Genomic DNA, 22,509 nt, shown 5'->3' with positions numbered 1-22,509 from the left:
GTCCGCGAGCCTCCGTCGGCCTTTGTTCAGGGGGCGAACGTAGTCGGGTCGGCGCCGCCAGTTGGGCGTTCGAGGGAGAAGCGGGCGGTTTCGCCGGGACCCAGGCAGACCGTTCGAGAGCCGCAGGTGCAGGTGATGGGGAGCCGCTTCTTGCCCGGTGTGGTGCGGATGGTGGCGGTGCGGCCGGTGACCTTGATGGTGACGGGTTGTCCCTGGTAGTGGATGGACAGTTCCAGCGGGCCGAGTTCGGTGGGCCATAGCGGGTTGAGGTGCAGTTCGCCGTCGCGGACTTCGATGCCGGCGAAGCAGCGTTGCAGGAGGTCGATGCTGCCGGCCATGGCGGCGAGGTGGATGCCTTCGCTGGTGGTGCCGTGCTGGGTGTCGTGGAGGTCGCTGGCCAGTACGCGGTCGAAGAACTCCATGGCTTGGTGTCGGCGGCTGCGGGCGAGCACCCAGGCGTGCACGACGGCGCTGAGGGTGGAACCGTGGCTGGTGCGCTGCTGGTAGTACTCGATGTTCCTGGGGATCGTCTCCGGCGGCATGGGGTAGCCGAGCTTGCCGAGGATGTCTTCGAGTTCTTCGGCGGACAGCAGGTAGAACAGCATCAGCACGTCGGCTTGCTTGGAGGCCTGGTAGCGGTTGGGGTCGTCGTTCTCGGCCTCCAGGATGCGGTCGAGGCGTTGGATGTCGCCGTAGCGCTGCCGGTAGGCGTCCCAGTCGAGTTCGGCGAGCCGGTCGTAGCCGTCGAACTGGCTGATGATCCCGTTCCCGTGGAAGGGCACGAACATGCGTTGCGAGATCCGCTTCCAGCGGTCGATCTCGGCGTGGCGGATCTCCAGGTCGTCGATGAGTTCTCCGCGCCGCTGGTCGGGCAGTTCGCGGAGGACGTGCACGGCGGTGCGGCACAGCCAGGCGGTCATGACGTTGGTGTAGGCGTTGTTGTCGATTCCCGGCCGATCCCGCCCGGGGTAGGCGGTGTGGTACTCGTCGGGCCCTACGACACCGCGGATGGTGTACCGGTCGCGGCTGCGGTCGTAGTGTGTGAGGGAGGAGAAGAACCGCGCGATTTCCAGGATCATTTCGGCCCCGAAGTCGCTGAGGAACTCCTCGTCCCCGCTGGCCTGGTAGTAGTGCCAGGCGTTGTATGCGATGGCGATCCCGATGTGCCGCTGGAGGTGTGTGTGGTCGGGCAGCCAGTTGCCTGAGCGGGGGTTGAGGTGCAGGTGTTGGCTTTCTTCCCGGCCGTTGCTGCCGCTTTGCCAGGGGAACATCGCACCGGAGAATCCCGCGTCATGGGCGGCCTTCCGTGCCTGTGGCAGTCGGCGGTAGCGGTACGTGAGCAGAGCGCGGGCCAGCTGTGGCATGCGCAGGTTGAGGGTGGGCAGGACGAACAGTTCGTCCCAGAAGACGTGGCCGCGGTAAGCCTCGCCATGCAACCCGCGCGCCGGCACGCCGGCGTCGAGGTCGGCGGTGTTCGGCGAGATGGTCTGCAACAGGTGGAACAGGTGAAGGTGCACGGCCTCTTGCGCGCCATCGCTCATCGATAGTCCATAGTGGAAACGGTGGTGCAGACGTGCCCACGCCAGGCTGTGCGATCGGGCCAGTTCGTCGAATCCGGCGGCGTCGCGCACCTCGTTGACGGCTTCCGCGACGGGTTCGGTGCTGGCACGATCCAGCGAGGTGTGCAGCGAGACGATCTTCTCCACCCGCACTTCGGCTTGCTGCGCGACGGCCAGCGCCAGGTCGTGGGCGATCAGGTCGTCCTGCCGGTCCAGGGACTGGTCGACGTCGACGAGCTCGCCGCCCGCGAACGCCCGGAACCGCGCGGCTTCGGCGACGCGGATGTGGGACTGGGACGTTCGCGCGTGCAGGACGGTGATGTTCGGCGCGACTTCGAAGGTCTGGTGGTCGACGAGGTGGTGTCCCTCGAGGTCGCGGTAGCGGGCGACGCCGCAATTGGTCACGCGGCCGTCGATGCCGCTGCGGAACGTGATCGTGCCTGACCAGTCCTCGGCGACGAGCGTGGTTTCCAGGCCGGCGAGGTGTGGCCGGGACATGTGCACGAACCGGCGCTGCACTACGCGCGTCGTCCGTGCCTGCCGATCGCGGAAGCGCAACCGGCGGACCAGGATGCCGCGTTCGAGGTCGAGTTCCTGGTCGTGGTGGAGCACTTCGACCTGCGCCAGGTCGAACCACGGGCCGTCGTCGATGCGGAAGGTCAGCAGCAACCAGTTCGGCATGTTCACCAACGACTCGTTCTCCACTTCGTGACCAGCGACGGTCGTGGTGAGCCGGTTGTAGCAGCTGGCTACGTAGGTGCCGGGATAGTGCGCGCCGTCGGCACGGGATTCCGGTGCGGCCCCGCGCGTGGCGAAATACCCGTTGCCCAGCGTGCACAATGCTTCCCGGCGACCTTCATCACCGGGCTCGAAGTCGCGGAAGCCGAACAGCCAGGGATTCATGCGGTCTCCGCCAAGGACGCGAAGCGGGCGAGCAGCGCGATCAGCGAGCGCGGGTTGTCGACGGAATAGTGGGCCCAGGTCAGGCGGTCGCCGTGTTCGGCGCTGCGCACGACGAGGCCGATGCCGTCCTCGTGAATCTCGCGCAGGGCGTCCTCGTCGGTGTAGTCGTCACCTGCGAAAACGGGAACGACGGCGGTGCCCGAAAGCCCCATGCGATCCAGCAGCCAGCGCAGCGCCCGGCCCTTGTTCCAGTCGATGTCCGGCAGCAGCTCGACCACGCGACGTCCCTGCGCTGTGCGGAGCGAGGGGAACGCGCCGCCGATGCGGTCCACGGTGGATATCACGTGGTCGACGTCGTCCGGTCGGACGTTGCGGTAATGCACCGCAAGGGCGAACCGCTTGCGGTCGACACGGGCCCCGGGGACAGGTTCCAGTTCGCTGGAAAGGAGACGCTCGGCGTCGTCGAGATCAGGCAGCGCCGAGTCACCAGCTTGCTGCGTGATCGGCGCGTCGTCGGGACCGGCGAGTTCGAATCCGTGGCTCCCCGCGTACCACAGGCCGTCGATGCGGACACGACGGCGCACGTCCTGCAGGTCTCGGCCGCTCAGTATCGCCACGGGGCAGTTCCGGGCGAGCCGCTGCAGGACCTCCCTGGCCTTCAACGGCATGGTGACCTTGGTGGGGTCGTCGCGGATTGGGGCGAGGGTGCCGTCGAAGTCCAGTAGCAGCACGGGTCGGCGACCCTGCAGGCGGTCGGCGATCTCGTCCCATCGGTCGAGTCCGTCGGGGACCTCGGACAGCCGTCGCTCGGCGGATTCTGCGACGGAAACGTCGCTGAGCGCGGACACGACGGCGTCGGCACCCGCTTCCAGCAGTCGGCTCGGCGGGCCGGTTCGGGCGACCCCGATGACGAGGCCGAAACCTCCGATCCTGGCGGCCTGGACCCCGGCTTGGGCGTCTTCGACGACCACGGACGCCGAGGCCGGCGTGTCGAGCCGCCGCGTCGCCTCGAGGAAGACCGCGGGATCGGGTTTGCCGGGCAGCCCCAGTTCGTCGGCGAGCACACCGTCGACGCGGACGTCGAACAGCTGTGCCGCACCGGCCTGCTCCAGCACTCGGGCGCAGTTGCGGCTGGCGGAGATGACCGCGGTCCGGATGCCGTGGCGGCGTAGCGAGCCGATCAGCGGCTCGGCGTCGTCGAACAGCAGCGCGCCCGTCGAGGCAAGCGCATCGCGGAAGTATCGGTCCTTGAGCTTTCCGAGCCCGTGCCCGGTTTCCAGGCCGATGTCGTCGTCCGCGCTGCCGCGCGGCAGCGTGATGCCGCGCGAGCTCAGGAAGTCCAGCACCCCGTCCACCCGGGGTTTGCCGTCCACGTACTGGGTGTAATCGGCGTCGCTGAACGGCCGGTGATCTTCTCCTGGTGTGCGTGTGCGGTCCGCCAGGTACTGGTCGAACAGCCGTTTCCACGCGGCAGAGTGCACTGTGGCGGTATCGGTGATCACCCCGTCCATGTCGAACAGCACCGCACGGTGATGGCAAGGATCGATGTTCGTGGTGACCATGCCGACTCCGGTTTTCCGCACCGCCCAGGCCGTGGGTGGCACGAGTGCCACGTGCTCGTCGGGTACCCGGGCGGTTGCACGAATCCACCGCCGAGGCGAGGTGACCACCAGGCGCGCTCATCCGGTGAGTGCGATACCTGTCGCCACGGCGACGGCCGGGAGGACCAGCAGCGCCGCCAGGCGCGCAGCGAAGCGCGGCCCGCCCGCCGCGGCGGCGAGGACGAGCTTGATCAGGGTGTTGCTCAGCAGGGCGGCTCCGACGCCCAGCACGGCGACGCCGGTGGGAATGACGGTGCTGGCCAGCGTGGCGGTTGCGACGGCGGTGGTGTGGGTGTCGGCGAGGCCGCCGATGAAGGCGGCGGCGAGGACGCCCCGCCCGCCGAGCAGATCGGCGGCTGCGCGAGTGACCAGCAGGAGCAGGACCAGCAGGAGTGTCAGGGAGAGCGTGATCCGCAGGGACAGCGGTCGCTGGAATCCGGGCGTCTTGCGAGCCTCCGCGGCGGCGTCCTCGTCCCGGCTCGATTCGGCGGTGCGGGGTTCGGCTCGGCTCGACCGCCAGGTGAGCCAGCCTGCCTCGGCCAGCAGCACGAGCACACCGGCAATCGCTGCGGGAAGCAACCGGACGGCCACCGGTGGACTGGCGACCGCGGTGACGGCGATGAGTTGGACGAGTGTCGCCACACTCGCGGCCAGCACTGCGGGCAGCACCGCTGCCTGGACTCCCCGGACGGATCGGCGAGCGAGGACGACGGTGGTCGCTGAGGCGGACACGAAGCCACCGAGGAATCCGACGACGAGCAATCCTTGGCGTTCGCCGAGTGCCCGGGCGGACACGTACCCGGCCCAGCCGATGACGGTGATCGCGATGACCAGCAACCAGATCCTGGACGGGTTGAGCACTCCGTAGGGGCCGAGCGGTTGGTCGGGGAGCAGGGGGTAGATCACGAATGCCACGACGAACAACCGGATGGCGTCGGCGATGTCCTCGTCGGTGACCAGCCGGGTCGCGAAGCGGTGCAGCGGCCGTTTCGCGGCCAGCAGTGCCACTATGGCGACCGCGATCGGCACGGCCCAGGTCGGCTGGGTCCAGGCCAGCGCGCCGAGCAGGACAGTGGCGATCGCGGCCACCTCCGTGGTGGCCCCGACGTCGGTTTCGGCGGAGGCATGTGCGGTGAGCACGTACCAGGCGATGACCAGCACGCTCGCGGCGCTGACCGTGGCGATCAGCACGGCCGGGCCCAGTGCCGCGGCGATCGCGCCCGCGACGCCCAGCAGCGAGAAGGTCCTGGATCCAGCCGGGCGGAACTTCTCGCCGGCGATGCTGTGCTCCCGCTCCAAGCCCAGCAGCAATCCGATCGCCAGGGCGGTGGCGAAGTGAACGAGCGCGGTCGTCGTGTCCAATGGGCGAAGCTTCCTTGTCGCCGGTCGCCTCGGGGGAGGTGGCGCACCGCCGGTGCCCGAAGGCCGTTGGCATCGCAGGACCTACCTCAGTGCTGCCACCACACCTCGCCTGCCGGCCGTTGTCACCCGCCAGCATTCGCATCACGATTGCCCGCCGCATAGGGGCGTTGGTCGATGACTGCGGCGTGGACGATTCGGGCCGGTGTGCGATCTCGGGGCCCGGCGGGTAGACCCGGCTTTGACTGTTGGGCTGGGATATCGGGGGAGTCATGAGCGAGCGCGAACCGCGGGTCGTTGTCGGGGTGGATGGCTCGCCGGGCTCGCGAGCTGCGTTGCGATGGGCGGTGCGTTACGCGGAGCAGTGCGGTGGTGAGGTCACCGCGTTGATGGCGTGGTCCGCTCCGGTGTTCGTTGAGGCCATGCCAATGCCGCCGATCGTTTCGGATGACGAGTCGAGGGCACGGGCGGAATGGGAGCTCCGGAAGGCCGTTGACGAAACCACGGCCCTGTTGGCGACGTCAGCACGCGTTCGTCGTGAGGTGGTTCGCGGCCATGCAGCACGAGCCCTGCTGGATCGAGCCCGGGGTGCGGACCTCTTGGTGGTGGGAAGTCGTGGTCATGGTGGATTCGTCGGGGTGCTCCTGGGATCGGTGAGCATGCACTGCGTGAGCCATGCGCACTGCCCGGTGGTTGTTGTTCGCCCTGATGATGGATGATCGGAGCTCACGGGTCGCGTCGCGTACGAGTGGCTGCGCCGGAACCGAGGAGCCGAAACCTCCGCGTCCTAATGCGGCGAGCCGTCGACGCCTGTCACGACGGGACGAGACGTCGTCATCGCAGGCCCTCTCGTTGTCAGTCCGCGTGGTCGTCCAGGAGGTCGTGGAGCAGTTCGTGAACCGGGCGTCTGCCCGTCGGTGATGGTCCACGCGCGGTGGTGGGCCAGCCGATCCGGAGTGCGACCTGCGGATAGCCCGCGTCGGCCAGCACTTCGCGGTGAACCGCGTTGCGGGTTTGTTCGATTTCGAAGGCCTCGCTGAGCGGACTGCTGGCCAGGCCCTCCAATTCCGCAGTGCACAGAACAGCGCTGATGGCCTCGCCCGCGATCAGGTGCGCCACCGGGTCATCCGTGGACGTGCTGACCAGGAGGATGCATCCGGCGTTCTGCGCGGATCCGGTTTCTTCGTGCGCAATCGCAACGCGCCCGAAGTCGCGCAAAACGATGTCGCCGTACTGCGCGCCGGCTTTCGGCACTGCGGACTCTGGCACGCCCACGGCCGTCCCTTCGCTCAACCCGGTCCACGCGGCGAGTTCGGCTCGGTACTCCTCCTGAGCACCGTGTAGCGCTGCTGCTTTCGCAAACGCCCGAGCCAGGGCGTACCGGTCATCGCCTTCAGCCACCAAGACCTTCGCACCGACCTCTTCACCGGCCAGAACGAGCTCATCGAGAATGCGGCTGGGCACCGCCTCCGGTGCGTACTGGCGACGATCGGTTCGCCTCCTCCCGGCTGCGCCGGCAAGAGCCACCTCGGCCTGGGAAGGATCCCCAGAACCAACGATGTCAATCGTTGCCAGCTGATCTGGTGCTGCTGGGTCGGGCAATCGGCGGACGCGGGCCTGCCGGCCAAGAGCCCTCAGGGCGAGGACGGCGTGATGTACCGAGGCCCGCAGCTGATCGTCAACTCCCGGAAAACGGGATCGGTGACCGGTATTCCGCGAGACCTGTCGAGCAACAGGTGTAACGACTCGGTGCCGACCTGCCACTGCCACGGCTGAACGTTGAACAGCGACGGTGCACGCGTGGCGAGCGCGACGGCTGCCTCCAGCACGTCGCGGTCGGCACCTTCGTACAGCGAGCACACCTATGGCCGCCGGGACTGGCTACCGTGACGGTTACTTTCCGACGCGTGCGACGGGAATTTCCTTGCGCGCTTCGGTTTCCCGCCGCGGCATGCGGATGGTCAGGATGCCTGCTTCGTATTCGGCCTTGATGTCCTCGGTGTTGCAGCTGGTCGGCAACAGGAGGGTGCGGCTGAAGGTGCCGTAGTAGAACTCGCTGTGCCGCTCGGTGCGTTCTTCGTGCTCGCGTTCGGCGTTGATCTTGAGCTGGTTGCCTTCGACGTTGATGTGGATGTCCTTGTCGGGATCAACGCCGGGCAGTTCGCAGCGGATCACGAATTCGCCCTTGTCGGCATAGGTTTCCACCCGCATCGCGTGCCGTTCGCCGAAGGGCCATTCGGTTTCGAACGCCTGGAAGATGTCGGGCAGGCCCATGCTCGGGCGCGGCAGCAAGTGGTGGGTCATGGTGTCCTCCAAGCGAGAGGTGAACGTTGCCAGTGTCCGGTGCGCGAGCTGCGCCGAATAGTGCCGATCGGCCCCGTTATCGGCTGACGTGAACGTGGTACCCACGCGGCAGCGAAGCGGAAACCGGTGACCTTGCCCGCGATGCGCCAGCATTGGCCGTGGGGGGTGGGCGTGATGGCTGGAAGGGCAGTTCCGTCGCAGGAGACGGTCCGTTCGGCGCTGGCGCTGGCGTGCCGGGCGCCGTCGGTGCACAACAGCCAACCGTGGCGGTGGAAGGTAGCGGAGCACTCGGTGCACCTCTACCTCGACAGCTCCCGGTTGCTGCCGGTCCTCGACCCGACCGGGCGGGAAATGGTGATCAGCTGCGGCGCGGCCCTGAACCACGCACGCATCGCATTCGCCGCCGAGGGGTGGCAAGCCCGGGTGCACCGGCTGCCGAACCCCGCGCAACCGGATCACCTGGCGTCGATCGAGTTCACCAGGCTGGACGAGGTCGATGAGCACGTGGTGACACTGGCTGCTGCGGCGGCGGACCGGCGCAGCGACCGGAGGCCGTTCCTGCAAGATCCGGTTCCGGATGAGGTCCTCGCGCCCCTGCGCGAGGTCGCGCGGCTGGAGGACTGCACGCTCACGTTCGCCTCGGACAGCAGGACACGTCGGGTGTTGGAACTGGCGATCGAGCATGCGGGCTCGGTGGAGCGCCAGCGGCCGGAGTACCGGCAGGAACTCGCCGCCTGGGCGGGTCGGCATGCCTCCGTCGAGGGGGTGCCGGCCCGCAGCATTCCGGCCGAACACCTGCGCGGCATGCCGGAGCGGGACTTCGCCTTGGTCGCCGAGGGGGAGCTGCCCGTGCCGATTCTGGACGACGGGGCGGTGCTGGCGGTGCTGGCGACCCGCGGCGACAGCTACGAGAGCTGGCTGGCTGCCGGGGAGGCGTTGAGCGCGGTGCTGCTGAGCGCGACGGAGCAAGGGCTGGCGACCTGCCCGTTGAGTCAGATCGGTGAGGTCGCGGAGTCCCGCAACCAGGTGCGGGAACAGGTCCTCGGCGGAAACGGGTTTCCACAGCTGGCGATCCGGATCGGGTGGCCGGTCACGCACGAGTTCCCCGGTCCGCTGACACCTCGCCGCGCGCTGTCGGAAGTCGTCGAGCCACTGTTCCCACCGGAGTGAGTGCGCTCAGATCCGGGTCCGTGCCGCTTCGAGGAGGATCTTGCGCTCGGCGACATCGATCGCGCGCCGGACTGCAGGCACGGCGTCGGGGTTGACCGAGATGGACGTGATACCCAGCCGGACGAGGTGTTCGGCGAAGTCCGGGTTGTTAGACGGCGCCTGCCCGCATAGTGACGAGGTGATCCCGGCGCGCCGTGCGGCGCCGATGATCTGCCCGATCGCGTCGAGCACTGCCGGGTCGGACTCGTCGAACAGCGGTGCGCACAGCTCGGAATCGCGGTCGACGCCGAGGACCAGTTGGGTGAGGTCGTTGCTGCCGATGGACACGCCGTCGATGCCGAGCCTGGCGTATTCGGGTAGCCAGTGCAGGATCGACGGCACCTCGGCCATCACCCAGCGGTGCAGCCCGCGCGCCGCGCCGAGCCGGCTGCGGTCGATCTCGGCGAGGCACTGTTCCAGCTCCCAGCGTGTGCGCACGAACGGGATCATCAGGTGCAGGTTCGGGGTCCGCTCGCGGACGCGGGCGAGCGCTTCGAGTTCCATGCGGAGCAACGACGGGTCCCGGACGTAGCGGTAGCAGCCCCGGTAACCGATCATCGGGTTGTCCTCGACCGGCTCGTACTCACCGCCTCCGGTGAGGTGCCGGAACTCGTTGCTGCGGAAGTCCGCGGTTCGGTAGACGACCGGCCGCGGCGCGAACGCCGTGGTGATTGTGGACAGTGCGAAAACCATCGCGGTGATGGCGGATTCCTGCCCGCCGCGGGCGAGGATGCGGCCGGGGTGCTCGCCGCCGAGTGCCTCGGTGAGCAGGAATTCCGCGCGGAGCAGGCCCACCCCGTCGACCGGTTGTGCAGCGACCTGCTGAGCTTGGTCGGGCATGGCCAGGTTCACGTAGATCCGGGTGGCCAGGGACTGGCTCGGGGCGGGTTCCAGTGGCTGCTCAACGCGGGCGGGCTCGCGAACCGCGCTGATGCTGCCTTCGGCCACGGTGCCGTTCGCCCCGTCAACGGTCACCGCCATGCCGTCGTGCAGCGTGGTGGTGGCTGTGCGGGCGCCGACCACGCAGGGCAGTCCGAGTTCGCGGGCGACGATGGCGGCGTGGCAGGTCATGCCGCCGCTGTCGGTGACCAGCGCGGCGGACTTGCGGATCGCGGGCAGCCAGTCCGGTGCGGTCATCGGCGCCACCAGCACCTCACCGGGGCGGAGTGCCCCGGATTCGGCAGGTGACTGGATGACCCGGACTGGGCCGGAGGCGGTGCCGAACGAGGCCCCGAGCCCGGAGACCAGAACGGCGCTCGTTGGCACGCAGCGCTCGAGGGTGGTGATCGGACGGGACTGCACCAACCACAACGTGCCATCGGCGATGGCCCATTCCACGTCCTGCGGGCTGCCGTAGTGCTCTTCGACCTGGACCAGCAGCCGGGACAACTCACGCAGATCGGCGTCGGTGAGCACCCGTTGGTCGGACTCGGCGGCCGCCAGATCGACGCGGGTCTGTCGGCCGGAGGCATCGCGGACCACCTTGTGGTCCTTGCGACCGATGTAGAGCCGGGTGAGTCGGGAGTCGGCCTTGCGGATCGTGTAGGTGTCGGGTTCCACGGTGCCCCCGACAACGGATTCACCGAGTCCGAAGCCGGCCTCCACCAGCATCTCCTCCCGCGATCCCGTGGCCGGGTTCGCGGTGAAGGCGACACCGGAGCGTTCTGCGTCCACCATCTGCTGCACGATCACGGCCATCGCAGGGGCCTCGCGCACTCCCTGGGCGGCCCGGTAGGCGACGGCCCGTGGGCTGAACAGCGAGGCCCAGCAGTCCACTACGCGCGCGGCGAGCTCGTCGGGCCCGGTGACGTTGGTGAAGCTCTCGTTGACCCCGGCGAAGGAGATGCCCGGCGCGTCCTCGGCGGTGGCCGAGGACCGCACCGCGACCCGTAGGCCATGATCGAGCTCGGCGTAGGCCTTGTCCAGTTCCCCGCGCACCCCGGCAGACATACCTGCCTGGTGCACCAGTTGCTGCAGTTGGGTGCACGCAGACGTTAGCCGGGCCTGGTCGTCGACCAGCTCGGTGGCCTCGGCCAACACCCGGTTGAGCTCGGCCTCGACTCCGGCTTCTCGGAGCGAGGTGCGGTAGGCGCCCGCACTGATGACGAAACCCGGCGGGACCGGGAAACCGCCCCGCGTCAGCTCGCCCAGGTTGGCGCCCTTACCCCCGGCGAAGGGCACATCGGCGAGTCCCAGCTGGGAGAACCAACGAATGGAGGGCATCACGATCTCACCGGGACGCTTCGGGGACATCGGGCTTGAGGTGGTGAGGCAGCGATTTCGACGTGTGCGTGTCGGGACCGGGGAAGAACAGGCTGGTGTGCCCATCTTCGAGCCAGTGGACCAGATAGGGCGGCCCGCCATCCGGCCCGTGGGCCTCCAGGATCTGTCCCTTGCGGCGGTGGTCGTCGACGTGGGTGCCTTCGACCACCAGCCAGTCACCCACGTCCGCACGCATGATCGGATCGCTCCCCAACTTCCCCGAGGGACTCCGGCAGCGTCAGGTAACCGCACGGGCCCGGCCAGGATCCAGGGCCGTTCGACCCTGCATCTAGGCCCGGGATACGCGACAGTCGGGAAGCGACTCGCAGCCCCAGAGCCCTCGACGGAAGATCGTCAACATGAGCACCTCTCACGCCAGGACCGGTACGTCACCTGCTCGCTTCGTCCACCCGGACAGCGTCGGGATCGCGCAGAGCCACTGCGCGGTGGTGGTGTTCATCGGCGATCACGCCTACAAGGTCAAGAAACCCGTCGATTTCGGCTTCCTCGACTTCCGCACCGTGACCGCCAGGGAGCGGGCGTGCCGGCGCGAGCTGGAACTCAACCGCCGCCTCGCCCCCGACGTCTACCTCGACGTGGCGCAGGTGCTCGACGGCAACGGTGAGCCATGCGACTGGATCGTGGTGATGCGCCGCATGCCCTCGTCGCTTCGGCTGTCGAGGCTGGTGGCGCAGCGGGCGGACGTTCGAGCCGACCTGAAGCAGCTGGCGCGGGTGCTCGCCTCGTTCCACAGCACCGCGCACCGCGGGCCTGACATCGATGCCGCGGGCGCACCGGGTGCGTTGCGCAAGCGCTGGATCGACAACTTCGCCGGAGCCGAGCCGTTCGTCGGTGACGTCCTCGATCGTGCCCAGTTCGACGAGGTCGTCGAACTGACCCTGCGCTACCTCGACGGCCGGACCCCGCTGTTGGAGGACCGGGTGCGGCGCGGGTGCATTGTGGACGGTCATGGTGATCTGTTGGCCGAGGACATCTTCTGCCTTCCGGATGGACCACGGGTGCTGGACTGCCTGGAGTTCGACGACGCGCTGCGCTACGTCGACGCCCTCGACGACGTCGCGTTCCTGGCGATGGATCTCGAACGGCTCGGCGACGCCGCACTCGGCCAGATCTTCCTGGATTGGTACCAGGAGTTCTCCGACGCGCGGGGTGTGCAGTCGCTGGCGCACCACTACCTGGCCTATCGGGCGTTCGTTCGCGCCAAGGTCGCATGCCTGCGACACGCTCAGGGCGTCGCCGACGCGGCGGCGGAGGCTCGGCAGCTGACGGGCATGGCGTTGCGGCACCTGCGCGACGGCCAGGTCCGGCTGGTCCTCGTGGGCGGACTGCCGGGTACCGGCAAGTCGACCGTCGCCGGAGCACTGGCCGACCGAATGCGGGCGGTCCTACTGCGCACCGATCAGATCCGCCGGGAACTACCGGGCGTGGCCGGGCTTGCCGCGCACGCCGGCTACGGTCGCGGCCTCTACGACAGCGAGCAGGTGCACGACACCTACCAGGAGATGCTGGACCGGGCGCGAACCCTCCTGGAGCTCGGTGAAAGCGTGGTCCTGGACGCCAGCTGGAGCAACGCGGACGAACGCGAGTCGGCCAGAGCCGCCGCGCGCGAGGCGTCCGCCGTGGTCACCGAACTCCAGTGCGTGGCCCCGGCGGAGATCGCCGAACCGCGCATCACCGCCCGGGTCGGCGACGCCTCCGACGCGACAGCGGAGATCGCTGCCGCGATGCGCCGGGATTTCGCCGAATGGCCCGAGTCCACCCGCGTCGACACCGCCGGCCGCGAAGACACCGCGATCGCAACAGCCTGGACGGCCTTCGAAACCAGCTGAACGCCGAGGCGGCCACAGCGAGCGTTCTCAGGCATCCCGCAGGCGTGCAGAGCGAGGTCTCTCCGGTCGCGGGGTGCTATACCGGCTGCGTCGCGGCCGGGCAGGGCGGTCGATGGTCTGCAAGACTCGATGCGGGCTTTTGGCCGACGCCGAGGGGCAGGAGATGACTTCATTTCCAACAGCGTTGGGCTTGTCCGCAGAGCAGGCCCAGGACGTGGTGCGGCAGGCAGGGTTGGCGCCGTCGTTGCATAACAGCCAGCCCTGGCGCTTTCGCCTCCTGCCGCACGCCATCGAGCTGCACAGCGATCCGCAGCGGCGGCTCCCGGCAGCGGACCCCGAGGATCGCGAGCTGCGGTTGGCGTGCGGGGCGGCGTTGCTGAACCTCCGCCTGGCGCTGGAACACGCCGGTGTTCGGCCGGTCGTGACCCTGCTGCCGCGGCTGACCGCGCCCACCGCCTTGGCCGAGGTGCGCAGCGGCGGGCAGACGACCCAGGCACCGGAGGAACAGGAGTTGTACCGGGCCATCCCGCAGCGGCGCAGCAACCGGCGGCCGTTCTTGGAGACACCGGTGCCGACCGAGTACCGGCACGCCCTGGCCACTGCGGTGCGGCGAGAGCAAGGCTGGTTGCACGTGATGAAGCGCCCGGAACTCGGGGCGTTGGAGGGACTGGTGCATCGCGCGCACCGGGCGCAGATGGCCGACGCACGTTTCCGGGAGGAGCTGGGGCGCTGGACCGGCCGTCCGACGGGGGCGGTCGAAGGCGTGCCTGCCGCAGCGGCGGGGCCGCAACCGGAGCCCCAAGACCAGTGGGTGCTGCGGGACTTCTCCGGCGGCGAGGCCCGTGCGCGGGTCCCTGGCAAGGACTTCGAGTACGAGCCGCTGCTGGTCGTGGTGTGCTCGCACCACGGCAGCCGGCTCGCCGACCTGCAGGCTGGGCAGGCGATGCAGCGCATGCTGCTCACCGCGACGGCACACGGCCTGGCGGCGTCACTGCTGTCGGAGGTCGTGGAGGTCGCGGACACGCGGGAGGAGCTGCAGCGGCTGCTCGGCGGGACGCTGTACGCGCAGGCACTGGTTCGGCTCGGCTATGGCTCGCCGACGCTGGCGACACCACGTCGTGACGTGCGGGATCTGCTGATCAACGATTAGCCCGCTCCTGACTCGCGTTTTCGCGGTGAGCGGGGTGCAGGGAGAGGGCTTCTGCCGAGCCCGGGAGGGCTGAATGCGCAAGGTCGAGGTGGTGGGGGCTGATGGCTCGCAGGCCGTGATGGCGGCGGTCAGGTGGGCAGCAGAGGGTGCTGCGTTGCATCGGGTACCGCTCAGGCTGGTGCCGAAACCGGATGATCAGGTTGGCCAATTACCCGGGGCCAAAGTCGGATGTGGAGCACGTTCGGTCGAGGCGCGGCTGGAGGTGAGCGGCGTTGGCAGGCGTCAGTGAGCCGGCTGAGCAGCGGAACCGTTTGCCGCGTGCTGTTTACGAGCGCGAGCTTTTCCAGCTGCAAGCGGAGTTGGTGAAGCTGCAGGAATGGGTGCGGGCCGAGAACCAACGGCTCGTGGTGCTCTTCGAGGGGCGTGACGCGGCAGGGAAGGGCAGCACGATCAAGCGCGTCACCGAGTACCTCAACCCCCGGGTGGCCCGGATTGTCGCGCTTCCCGCCCCGACAGAGCGGGAGCGCACCCAGTGGTACTTCCAACGCTACGTCGTGCAGCTTCCCGCGGCCGGGGAAGTCGTGTTGTTCGACCGCAGCTGGTACAACCGCGCTGGGGTGGAACGCGTTATGGGGTTCTGCACGGAGGAGGAGCACCGGTGCTTCCTCGAGCAGTGCCCGGTCTTCGAGCGGCTGCTCGTCGATGACGGACTGCTGCTGCGCAAGTACTGGTTCTCGATCAGCCGCGCAGAGCAGGCGCGGCGGCTGCGCAAACGTGTCGAGGACCCGATGCGCCGGTGGAAACTTTCCAATGTGGACCTTGATTCGGTTACCCACTGGGACGAGTACTCCCGCGCCCGGGACGAGATGCTCGCCGCGACGGACACCCCGGAATCACCGTGGTACCTGGTGGAAAGCGAGGACAAGCGGCGAGCGCGAATCAACATGATCGCCCACCTGCTCTCCAGCGTGCCGTACCGCGAGGTACCACGGCCCCGGATGGAACTGCCCACGCGGTCATCCTCCAGCAGTTACCGGCGTCCACCCCGCTGCGCGTTCAAGTACGTGCCCGACTACGCCGCGAAGCTCGAATGAACCAGACCAGCGATGATCAGCTTGCAGGTGCTGCACGGTGGTCAGGATTGGTTACGGACCACGACGACGGGGCAGCGGGCGTGGTGGACGCAGTGCTGGCTGACCGAGCCCAGGAGCGCCTCGGCAAAGCCGCCGTGACCGCGGTTGCCCACCACGAGCAGGTCCGCGTTCGCCTCCTTTGTGGCGTCCAGCAACGCCCGTGCCGGATGTCCCTGCGAAACCTCCTTGTTGATCTCCACCTCGGAATCCCCGGCGACTTCCTTGACGACTCCGCTCAAGATCTTCGCGGTCGTGGTGGCGAGGTCTTCGAGTCCAGGGACTTCCCAGTTGTAGATGAGCGGCGCGTCCCAGGCCATCAAGGCCGTGATGCGCCCGTCGACCAGGCCCGCATGCCACACGGCCCACCGCAGTGCCGCCTTGGACGCGGGCGAGCCGTCGACGCCGACGACGATGGTGTATCGGTGCTCGTTCATGCCTTCCTCCCAGTGTCGGCGATGCGACTCTCGGAAGTTCCGCGCTCCCGGAGAGGGCGATCGCCTCTGCCGGACGGGCCCCGCAGGTTCGAGTCTTGGGTGCAAGCCCCGCTCAAAGGGGTACCCACGGTTCGAGCAGCGCTCGAGCCGCGATTCGTCGAGGTGGTGTCATGACCGGTGAGCAACCGATCGAGGCGCCGTCGGTCCGGTCCGAAGTGATCGATCTGGCCAGCACCCCGATCGTCGCGGTGCACGGAGACATCGACGCGATGGCGGCGTTGCAGGAGATGTATCGCAACGGCGTCCACCACCTGGCCGTCGCGTCCACCACCGCGCCCACCGGGCTTGTCACGGCCATCGACCTGCTGTTCGGAATCGCCGGGAGAATCCCCGGTGAACCAGTGAGCGTGGACTCGTTGTGCCGGAGACCGGCCCCCCAGGTGGCCGCCGAGGACAGCGTTGCGATCGCCGCGCACCGCATGATCGAGGAACACACCGACGCGCTGCTAGTGATCTCGCACGGCGAGATTCGCGGAGTCCTCACCGCCGTTGACCTCGTTCGCGCCATCGCCGGGAATGTTCACCACAGCACCTAGGGGAACGAGCCGGAGACGGGTGGTCGATGAGGCGTGAACGCCGGCTCGATGGCTGTGGCCTCGTCAGCCCCTAGGTTAAGTGATGGCCGATCGGAGGCGGTTGGCGTTGGTGACCACGGACAGCGAAGACAGTGCCATCGCCGCGGCGGCGAGCATCGGGCTGAGCTGGATGCCCAGCAGTGGGTAGAGAACGCCTGCGGCGACGGGAACTCCGATGGCGTTGTAGACGAGGGCGAAGAACAGGTTTTGCCGGATGTTGCGCATGGTCGCCCGGGACAATCGGATGGCGGTGACGACGCCGGACAGCGAGCCTGAGATCAGGGTGATGTCGGCGGCTTCGATGGCGACGTCGGTGCCGGTGCCGATGGCCAAGCCGACGTCGGCTTGCGCTAGTGCCGGCGCGTCGTTGATGCCGTCGCCGACCATGCCGACCCGGCGGCCTTCGACTTGCAGTCGGCGGATCTCACCGGCCTTGTGCCGCGGAAGCACCTCGGCAAGCACCCGGTGGACGCCGACCTGTTGGGCAACGGTCTCGGCGGTGTGCGCATTGTCGCCGGTGATCATGACGACGTCGAGGCCGAGGTGGTGGAGGGCCGAGACCGCGTCGGGCGACTCTGGTTTCACGGTGTCGGCCACCCCGAGCACGCCAACGGGACGATCATCCACTGCAGACAGGATCGCCGTTTTCCCTTCCTTTGAAAGGCGATGACTGACTGGCTCGAGGGGAGCGGTGTCGACTCCGGAATCGATGAGCAGTCGATGAGTGCCGACGAGGACGGTGTGCCCGGCGACCGTGGCACGGACCCCTTCGCCACTGATCGAGTCGAACCGGGTGGCCGATTCCCACTCCAGACCGCGTTCGCGGGCCGCGGCGACGATCGCGGCGGCGACCGGGTGCTCGCTGTCGGCCTCGGTTGCGGCGACCAACCGGAGCAGGTCGGATTCGCCGAGCTGCCCGGCCGGGTGCAGATCGGTCAATCGAGGGCTTCCCGCGGTGATCGTGCCGGTCTTGTCCAGGACGACGGTGTCGAGCTTGTGCGCTGTTTCCAGAGCTTCCGCTGAGCGGATAAGGATCCCGGCCCGTGCGCCCTTGCCAGTGCCGACCATGATGGATAGCGGCGTCGCCAGCCCGAGCGCGCAGGGACAAGCGATGATCAGCACTGAGACTGCGGACACCAGCGCGAGGGGCAGGGCAGGGGGCGGACCGGCGACGAACCACACCGCGAACGACACGATGGCGATCGCGATGACCGCTGGGACGAAGTAGGCGGAGATGGTGTCGGCGAGCCGCTGGATCGGTGCTTTGGAAGCCTGGGCTTGCTTCACGAGCAGGATGATCTGCGCCAGCGCGGTGTCCGCCCCGACTTTGGCGGCACGAACCCGCAGCGAGCCGGTGCCGTTGATCGTCGCCCCGATGACTTCGTCGCAAGGCCGTTTGGTCACTGGCATCGACTCGCCGGTGACCATCGATTCGTCCACCGCCGATACTCCGGAGAGGACGATCGCATCGACCGGGAGCTTCTCACCGGGCCGGATGACGAGCTCGTCGCCCACCACCACGTCGTCGACGGAGACCTCGGACTCGACGCCGCCCCGCACCACTCGCGCCGTGCGGGCTTGCAGGCCGAGTAACGCGCGGATCGCCTCACCGGTGCCGGCCTTCGCGCGCGCTTCTAGCAGCCGGCCGAGCATGATCAGCGTGAGGATGACCCCGACCGCTTCGAAGTACACCTGCCGGAGTTCCGCCGGGAGCACGCCGGGTGCCAGCGTGATGAGCAGGCTGTAGCCGTAGGCGGCGGTGGTGCCGAGGGTGATGAGGCTGTTCATGTCCGCATTGCGGTGCACCAGCGTGAGCCACCCGGTGTGGTGGATCGGCCAGCCGGTGTAGAACATCACCGGGGTGATCAACACGAGCTGGACCCAGTGGTTGAGCAGTACCGCCGGAACGAAGTCGGCGCCGAACAGCTCGTGTGCCATGACGGCGAACAGCACCGGTGCGGTCAAAACCGTCCCGCCGATCAACCGGCGGGTCAGGTCGGTGATCTCCGCGCGGCGCTCCTCGGTCTGCGCCGCATCCTCCTCGAGCGCTGTAGCCCCAGCCTCTGCGGTCGGTGCCGGGCGCTCCACCGGTATCTGGTCATTCGGTTCGACCATGAGCGAGCCGTGGATCATGTTCATGCCGCAGGCGAAACCGAACTTGCCCGCCTCTGCCGGCACCAGCCGAACAGTGGTTCGGGTGAATGCCGGAAGCGGGGCACTGACTCCAAGATCAGCGAACACGACCCGCGACGTGCAATCCCCGGCCTCCTGCCGGTCGAATACGACTTCCAGCGGCACACCCTGCCGAGCCCGGATGACCTCGGGGCGGTAGCCGCCCCGAACGGTCACTTCGACCTGCTGCACCCCGTTCGCCATGCGTGCGGTGTGGGCACGCCGGGGGCCGAAGAAGAACCAGCCCGATGCCGCCACCGCAGCGACGGCAGCCAACAGGACCAGGATGTCGACGGCACCCATGCGTGAACCTCCCTTCGCCGTTCCGGCTGAAGACTGTCTGCAAGGAAGCCAGCAACGCCAGGGGCCAACGTCTCCTGGCCACACGCGTCCGCTCAAGGTCTCGGAAGTCGCCATACGGTGGCGATCATCGCTACATCTGCCGTTTGCGGTGGGCACCCATGAGAATTTCGCGAATCTTTGCCTCCGCGCGGGCCGCCGCCTTCGACGGTGGTCGGGTGGTCCGATGGTGTTCGAGCGGGTCGTGTCGCCGGCCAAGGGGGGCCTGATGGCGCGGGCGAACGGTTCTGGCTCGGGCCCGAGCGGCCATGGGCACGGTGACGTTCTGGCTTGCCGTCGACGTCACTCACCTGCTGATCGGCATGCGCGGATCAAGACTCCCGCTCGCGCCTGACCACTACTAAATCTCGCTGCCCTTGCCGCTCCGGGGGCGAGTGGCGTGTCCACGTCCGCTTCCACCAGCAGAGGACGGGACTGCAATGGAGGTGGACCGCATTGCCAGGCCACGGGCCGGGTGCTGCACGTTGCGCGGCATCCGGGCCCTGTTGGTTCAGAAAGTTCTGACCATGGTCTACGGTAGTTGTCATCGCACCGGATCCGGTGTCGATGGTGTGCCGGGAAGCCTGGTCGGCGTGACGTAGGTATTGCTTCGAGGATGGAGCTGTCATGTCGGCCGGTGGGCGTGTATTGGTCGTGGGCGCAGGGATGGCCGGGCTGGCTCGTGCGGGGCGGTCGCAGTCCAGCAGCTGGAACGTCATGGTCGTGGAGCGCGTCGGCGGACGCCCATCCAAGGAAGTTCCATGGCCGTGCTGACTGCGGCGATGCGCTGGTTCATCGGGCTGCCGCCCGCCCGCGCTCGGGTGCGGGTGCAGCGTGACATCGCGGTGCCGATGTCGGACGGTGTCCGGCTGATGGCCGACTGCTACTACCCGGTTGGTGATGAACGCGCGCCGTTGGTGTTCATCCGCTCGCCCTACGGGCGGCGGCAGGCTTATGCGGTGTTGGCCCGGGTCATCGCCGAGCAGGGGTTCCAGGTCTTCCAGCAGAGCCTGCGCGGCACCGCGGACTCCGGCGGCGAGTTCGACGGCTTCGCCATGCGGCCTGGTGATGGGCTGCAAACGGTTGCGTGGTTGAGGGACCAGCCGTGGTTCCCCTCGGTCATGGCCACGTGGGGCACGAGTTATCTGGGCTATGCGCAGTGGGAACTGGCGCAGGTGCAGATACCGGAGTGGAAAGCGGCGATCATCCAGGACGCCCCGTCGGAGTTCTACCACTCGTTCATGTATCCCGGCGGCGCGTTCGCCCTCGGCAATGCGCTGGGCTGGGTTCAGGTCGTGAACACGATGTTCCGCACTCGAGGGTCGCTTCTTCGGCAACTGCCGGCCGCGTTCACCGGACCGTGGAAGCTTCGGAAGGCCGTGCTCGCCCCGAAGATCGGCGATGCCGACCGCAAAGCAGTGGGGGAGCACGTGCCGTACTTCCAGGAATGGCTGCACCACCCCGAGCCTGATGCCTACTGGGCACGCATGGACCACCGGCGCAACGTCGAGAACATGCCGGAGACGGTGTTGCTGGCGGGTGGTTGGTTCGACTTCTTTCTCCCTGGGATGCTTGCGGATTACGCGGCACTGCGCGCCTCGGGGCGGCAGGTTCGGTTGCTCGTCGGGCCGTGGTCGCACGGGCGTGGCATGAACAGCCGCAGGTACCTCCGTGAATCGTTCGCGGTTCTCGACCACGCGTTGCGTGGTGAGGGGAAGCAGCCGGAAACCCCGGTGCACCTCAACATGACCGGAGCTGATCGGTGGAGCGAGTTCACCGATTGGCCACCTCCTGGCTTCGACGCGAAACCGTGGTATTTGCACGGCGACGGCGGATTGGACACCCGATCGCCCGTGACCTGTTCACCGAGCCGGTACCGATACGACCCAGCGGACCCGACGCCAACAATCGGTGGCGCGATCGTGGCTGTCGGCGCTGGCTCGAAGGACAACCGCCGCATCGAATCTCGCAGCGACGTGCTGGTGTTCACCAGCCCAGTGCTTCGCGCGGATCTCGACGTCGTCGGACCTGTCGGAGCAGAGGTCCACATCCGATCCAGCCGGGAGTACACCGATGTCTTCGCTCGGTTGTGTGATGTCGAGCCGGGAGGGCGGTCGGTGAACCTCTGCGACGGGATCCTCCGCCTGAAGCCATCGCAGTCGGAGACCACAGTGGATGGTGTCCGGATTGTGCGGGTGGAGTTGTCGCCAACCGCGCACAGGTTCCGCCGCGGGCACCGGATCCGGCTGCAGCTATCCAGCGGAGCGCACCCTCGCTTCGCCCGCAATCTTGGCACTGGAGATCCGTTGGGGACCGCGATGGAACCGGCTGAGCAGGAGATCTTCCACGATCCCGACCACCCGTCGTTGCTCCTCCTGTCACAACGATCCAGTTGAAAGGTTCTTCGAACATGGGAAACGCGGCTGCAAGGACGGCGGTCGGTCCGATGGTGATCGTCGCCGTCGACCAGTACGAGGAAGTTCCGCTTGTGCGTGACAAGTTGGCATACCGACTGCTTCCTGCCGGCGTGAAGCTGATGGCTTCGGTCTCGCGGATTCCGTTGGTCCGGCGGTGGATGATCAATGCGACCGAGAAGCAGGCCCCGGGCCTGTGGGCGAGCATGCTGTGCCGCAAGCGCTACATCGATGATCAACTCCGCGATGCGGTGAAGTCCGGGGTCGAGGCCGTGGTGATCCTGGGAGCTGGGCTGGATACTCGTGCCTACCGGCTGCCGTGGTTGAACGGCTTGCCGGTGTACGAGGTCGATCTGCCGGAGAACATCTCTCGCAAACGTGCGGTGCTGCAGAGGCTCTACGGCAAGATCCCGGATCATGTCACGTTGGTCCCGATCGACTTCGAAACCGAGGACCTGCAGGAAGTGCTCACGGCGCACGGCCACCGGGCAGATACGAAGACTGTCTTCGTCTGGGAAGCAGTCACGCAGTATCTGACCGAGGGCGCCGCCCGCCGGACCTTCGACTACCTTTCCACGGCTGCGATTGGCAGCCGTCTCATGTTCACGTACGTGCGGAAAGACTTCCTCGACGGTGCGTCCTTGTTCGGCGGCGAGGCCATGTATCGCGAGTACGTCGTCAAGCGGAGGTTGTGGCGCTTCGGGATGGAACCTGACCAGGTTGCCGGGTTCTTGTCCGAGTACGGCTGGTGTCTGGCCGACCACATCGGGCCGCGTGAGTTCGCGGACCGCTATCTCAAGCGACGGGGCCGTGATCTGACGGCAAGCGAGGTGGAACGGTCAGTCTGCGCCGAAAAGGCCTGACCGGCAACGATGACGAGCACTCCGGCACAACGGTGACACGACTCCCGGGCCTAGCGCGTTTTCGGCAAGTCCCGCGCCCAAGCACACGTGTCGGAGGAACTTGTCTCTTGTGGACCATTCGATGAGTGGTGGTGCCGTGTCCGCCGGAAGTCGGGACTTCGTCTCAGCTGCGTTGGTCGCGTTCACCCGATTTGGCGGGCAACTCGGCTGAACCTGGTTGCGGGCCCGGCAACGGCTGTGGTTCATCTTGTTGAACGCCTTGGCGCTGGGTGGGCAGCAGCGTGCCGCCGATGCTGCTCGGGCCGGGCACTTCCTTGCGTGC

18 protein-coding genes are annotated in these 22,509 nt (G+C 67.8%); 8 read left to right on the top strand and 10 right to left on the bottom strand.

Features of this window, described 5'->3' with window-relative positions:
* Positions 1-26 precede the first annotated feature (26 nt).
* The 3 genes from E1288_RS40980 to E1288_RS40970 form a co-directional block, all read right to left on the bottom strand.
* On the bottom strand, positions 27-2,462 hold the full coding sequence (locus E1288_RS40980; RefSeq protein WP_132494057.1) for a glycoside hydrolase family 65 protein: 2,436 nt from the start codon (positions 2,460-2,462) through the stop codon (positions 27-29).
* Positions 2,459-4,024, bottom strand: a complete 1,566-nt coding sequence (gene otsB, locus E1288_RS40975) for a trehalose-phosphatase (protein WP_132494056.1) — start codon at positions 4,022-4,024, stop codon at positions 2,459-2,461. The genes E1288_RS40980 and otsB overlap by 4 nt, the downstream gene beginning before the upstream one ends.
* A 117-nt stretch (positions 4,025-4,141) precedes the next feature.
* Positions 4,142-5,425: an MgtC/SapB family protein gene (locus E1288_RS40970; protein WP_132494055.1), complete on the bottom strand. Its 1,284-nt coding sequence runs from the start codon at positions 5,423-5,425 to the stop codon at positions 4,142-4,144.
* A gap of 269 nt (positions 5,426-5,694) precedes the next feature.
* On the opposite strand from E1288_RS40970, the gene E1288_RS40965 reads away from it, so the two are divergent.
* Positions 5,695-6,141 carry a universal stress protein gene (locus tag E1288_RS40965; protein ID WP_132494063.1) on the top strand — a complete coding sequence of 149 codons (447 nt, stop codon included), beginning with the start codon at positions 5,695-5,697 and terminating at the stop codon, positions 6,139-6,141.
* A 136-nt stretch (positions 6,142-6,277) separates the two neighbouring features.
* Here the strand turns inward: E1288_RS40965 and E1288_RS49385 are convergent, their stop codons facing one another.
* The 3 genes from E1288_RS49385 to E1288_RS40955 form a co-directional block, all read right to left on the bottom strand.
* Positions 6,278-6,886 carry a hypothetical protein gene (locus E1288_RS49385; protein ID WP_235884160.1) on the bottom strand — a complete coding sequence of 203 codons (609 nt, stop codon included), beginning with the start codon at positions 6,884-6,886 and terminating at the stop codon, positions 6,278-6,280.
* A 170-nt stretch (positions 6,887-7,056) separates the two neighbouring features.
* A complete protein-coding gene (locus tag E1288_RS49380) occupies positions 7,057-7,251 on the bottom strand; it encodes a hypothetical protein (protein ID WP_235884159.1) in 195 nt (64 codons plus the stop codon).
* A 64-nt stretch (positions 7,252-7,315) separates the two neighbouring features.
* The gene (locus E1288_RS40955) at positions 7,316-7,831 is read right to left on the bottom strand and encodes an Hsp20/alpha crystallin family protein (RefSeq protein ID WP_235884158.1); all 516 of its coding nucleotides are present in this window, start codon (positions 7,829-7,831) and stop codon (positions 7,316-7,318) included.
* A 69-nt stretch (positions 7,832-7,900) separates the two neighbouring features.
* On the opposite strand from E1288_RS40955, the gene E1288_RS40950 reads away from it, so the two are divergent.
* Positions 7,901-8,896, top strand: a complete 996-nt coding sequence (locus E1288_RS40950) for an Acg family FMN-binding oxidoreductase (RefSeq protein ID WP_132494054.1) — start codon at positions 7,901-7,903, stop codon at positions 8,894-8,896.
* A gap of 6 nt (positions 8,897-8,902) precedes the next feature.
* Here the strand turns inward: E1288_RS40950 and ppsA are convergent, their stop codons facing one another.
* Both ppsA and E1288_RS40940 read right to left on the bottom strand, forming a co-directional pair.
* Positions 8,903-11,158: a phosphoenolpyruvate synthase gene (gene ppsA, locus E1288_RS40945; protein WP_132494053.1), complete on the bottom strand. Its 2,256-nt coding sequence runs from the start codon at positions 11,156-11,158 to the stop codon at positions 8,903-8,905.
* 7 nt (positions 11,159-11,165) lie between these two features.
* Positions 11,166-11,393 carry a DUF1918 domain-containing protein gene (locus E1288_RS40940; RefSeq protein WP_132494052.1) on the bottom strand — a complete coding sequence of 76 codons (228 nt, stop codon included), beginning with the start codon at positions 11,391-11,393 and terminating at the stop codon, positions 11,166-11,168.
* A 163-nt stretch (positions 11,394-11,556) separates the two neighbouring features.
* On the opposite strand from E1288_RS40940, the gene E1288_RS40935 reads away from it, so the two are divergent.
* The 3 genes from E1288_RS40935 to ppk2 all read left to right on the top strand — a co-directional run bounded on the left by E1288_RS40935 (position 11,557) and on the right by ppk2 (position 15,291).
* The gene (locus E1288_RS40935) at positions 11,557-13,047 is read left to right on the top strand and encodes a bifunctional aminoglycoside phosphotransferase/ATP-binding protein (RefSeq protein WP_132494051.1); all 1,491 of its coding nucleotides are present in this window, start codon (positions 11,557-11,559) and stop codon (positions 13,045-13,047) included.
* Positions 13,048-13,210: 163 nt separating this feature from the next.
* Positions 13,211-14,197 (top strand): Acg family FMN-binding oxidoreductase, encoded by a 987-nt coding sequence (locus E1288_RS40930; protein ID WP_132494050.1) that lies wholly within the window; start codon positions 13,211-13,213, stop codon positions 14,195-14,197.
* A gap of 272 nt (positions 14,198-14,469) precedes the next feature.
* Complete coding sequence (gene ppk2 / locus E1288_RS40920) at positions 14,470-15,291, top strand: polyphosphate kinase 2 (RefSeq protein ID WP_132494049.1); 822 nt, start codon at positions 14,470-14,472, stop codon at positions 15,289-15,291.
* Positions 15,292-15,332: 41 nt separating this feature from the next.
* Here ppk2 and E1288_RS40915 read toward each other — a convergent pair whose 3' ends face one another.
* Complete coding sequence (locus E1288_RS40915) at positions 15,333-15,764, bottom strand: universal stress protein (RefSeq protein ID WP_132494048.1); 432 nt, start codon at positions 15,762-15,764, stop codon at positions 15,333-15,335.
* 170 nt (positions 15,765-15,934) lie between these two features.
* Here E1288_RS40915 and E1288_RS40910 point away from each other — a divergent pair, with 170 nt between their 5' ends.
* Positions 15,935-16,360, top strand: coding sequence for a CBS domain-containing protein (locus E1288_RS40910; protein WP_132494047.1), 426 nt, complete (start codon positions 15,935-15,937; stop codon positions 16,358-16,360).
* 75 nt (positions 16,361-16,435) lie between these two features.
* On the opposite strand, the gene E1288_RS40905 is transcribed toward E1288_RS40910, so the two are convergent.
* The gene (locus E1288_RS40905; RefSeq protein ID WP_235884157.1) at positions 16,436-19,030 is read right to left on the bottom strand and encodes a heavy metal translocating P-type ATPase; all 2,595 of its coding nucleotides are present in this window, start codon (positions 19,028-19,030) and stop codon (positions 16,436-16,438) included.
* Between the two features lie 641 nt (positions 19,031-19,671).
* On the opposite strand from E1288_RS40905, the gene E1288_RS40900 reads away from it, so the two are divergent.
* Both E1288_RS40900 and E1288_RS40895 read left to right on the top strand, forming a co-directional pair.
* On the top strand, positions 19,672-21,306 hold the full coding sequence (locus E1288_RS40900) for a CocE/NonD family hydrolase (RefSeq protein ID WP_132494046.1): 1,635 nt from the start codon (positions 19,672-19,674) through the stop codon (positions 21,304-21,306).
* Positions 21,307-21,320: 14 nt separating this feature from the next.
* Entirely contained in the window at positions 21,321-22,187 is an 867-nt protein-coding gene (locus E1288_RS40895) for an SAM-dependent methyltransferase (protein WP_132494045.1), read from the top strand.
* Positions 22,188-22,509: the final 322 nt, after the last annotated feature.

The organism is Saccharopolyspora elongata, assembly GCF_004348985.1.
Classification (GTDB): domain Bacteria; phylum Actinomycetota; class Actinomycetes; order Mycobacteriales; family Pseudonocardiaceae; genus Saccharopolyspora; species Saccharopolyspora elongata.
Note: the sequence above shows the minus strand (reverse complement) of the source record. Positions and strands in the feature narration are given on the sequence as shown.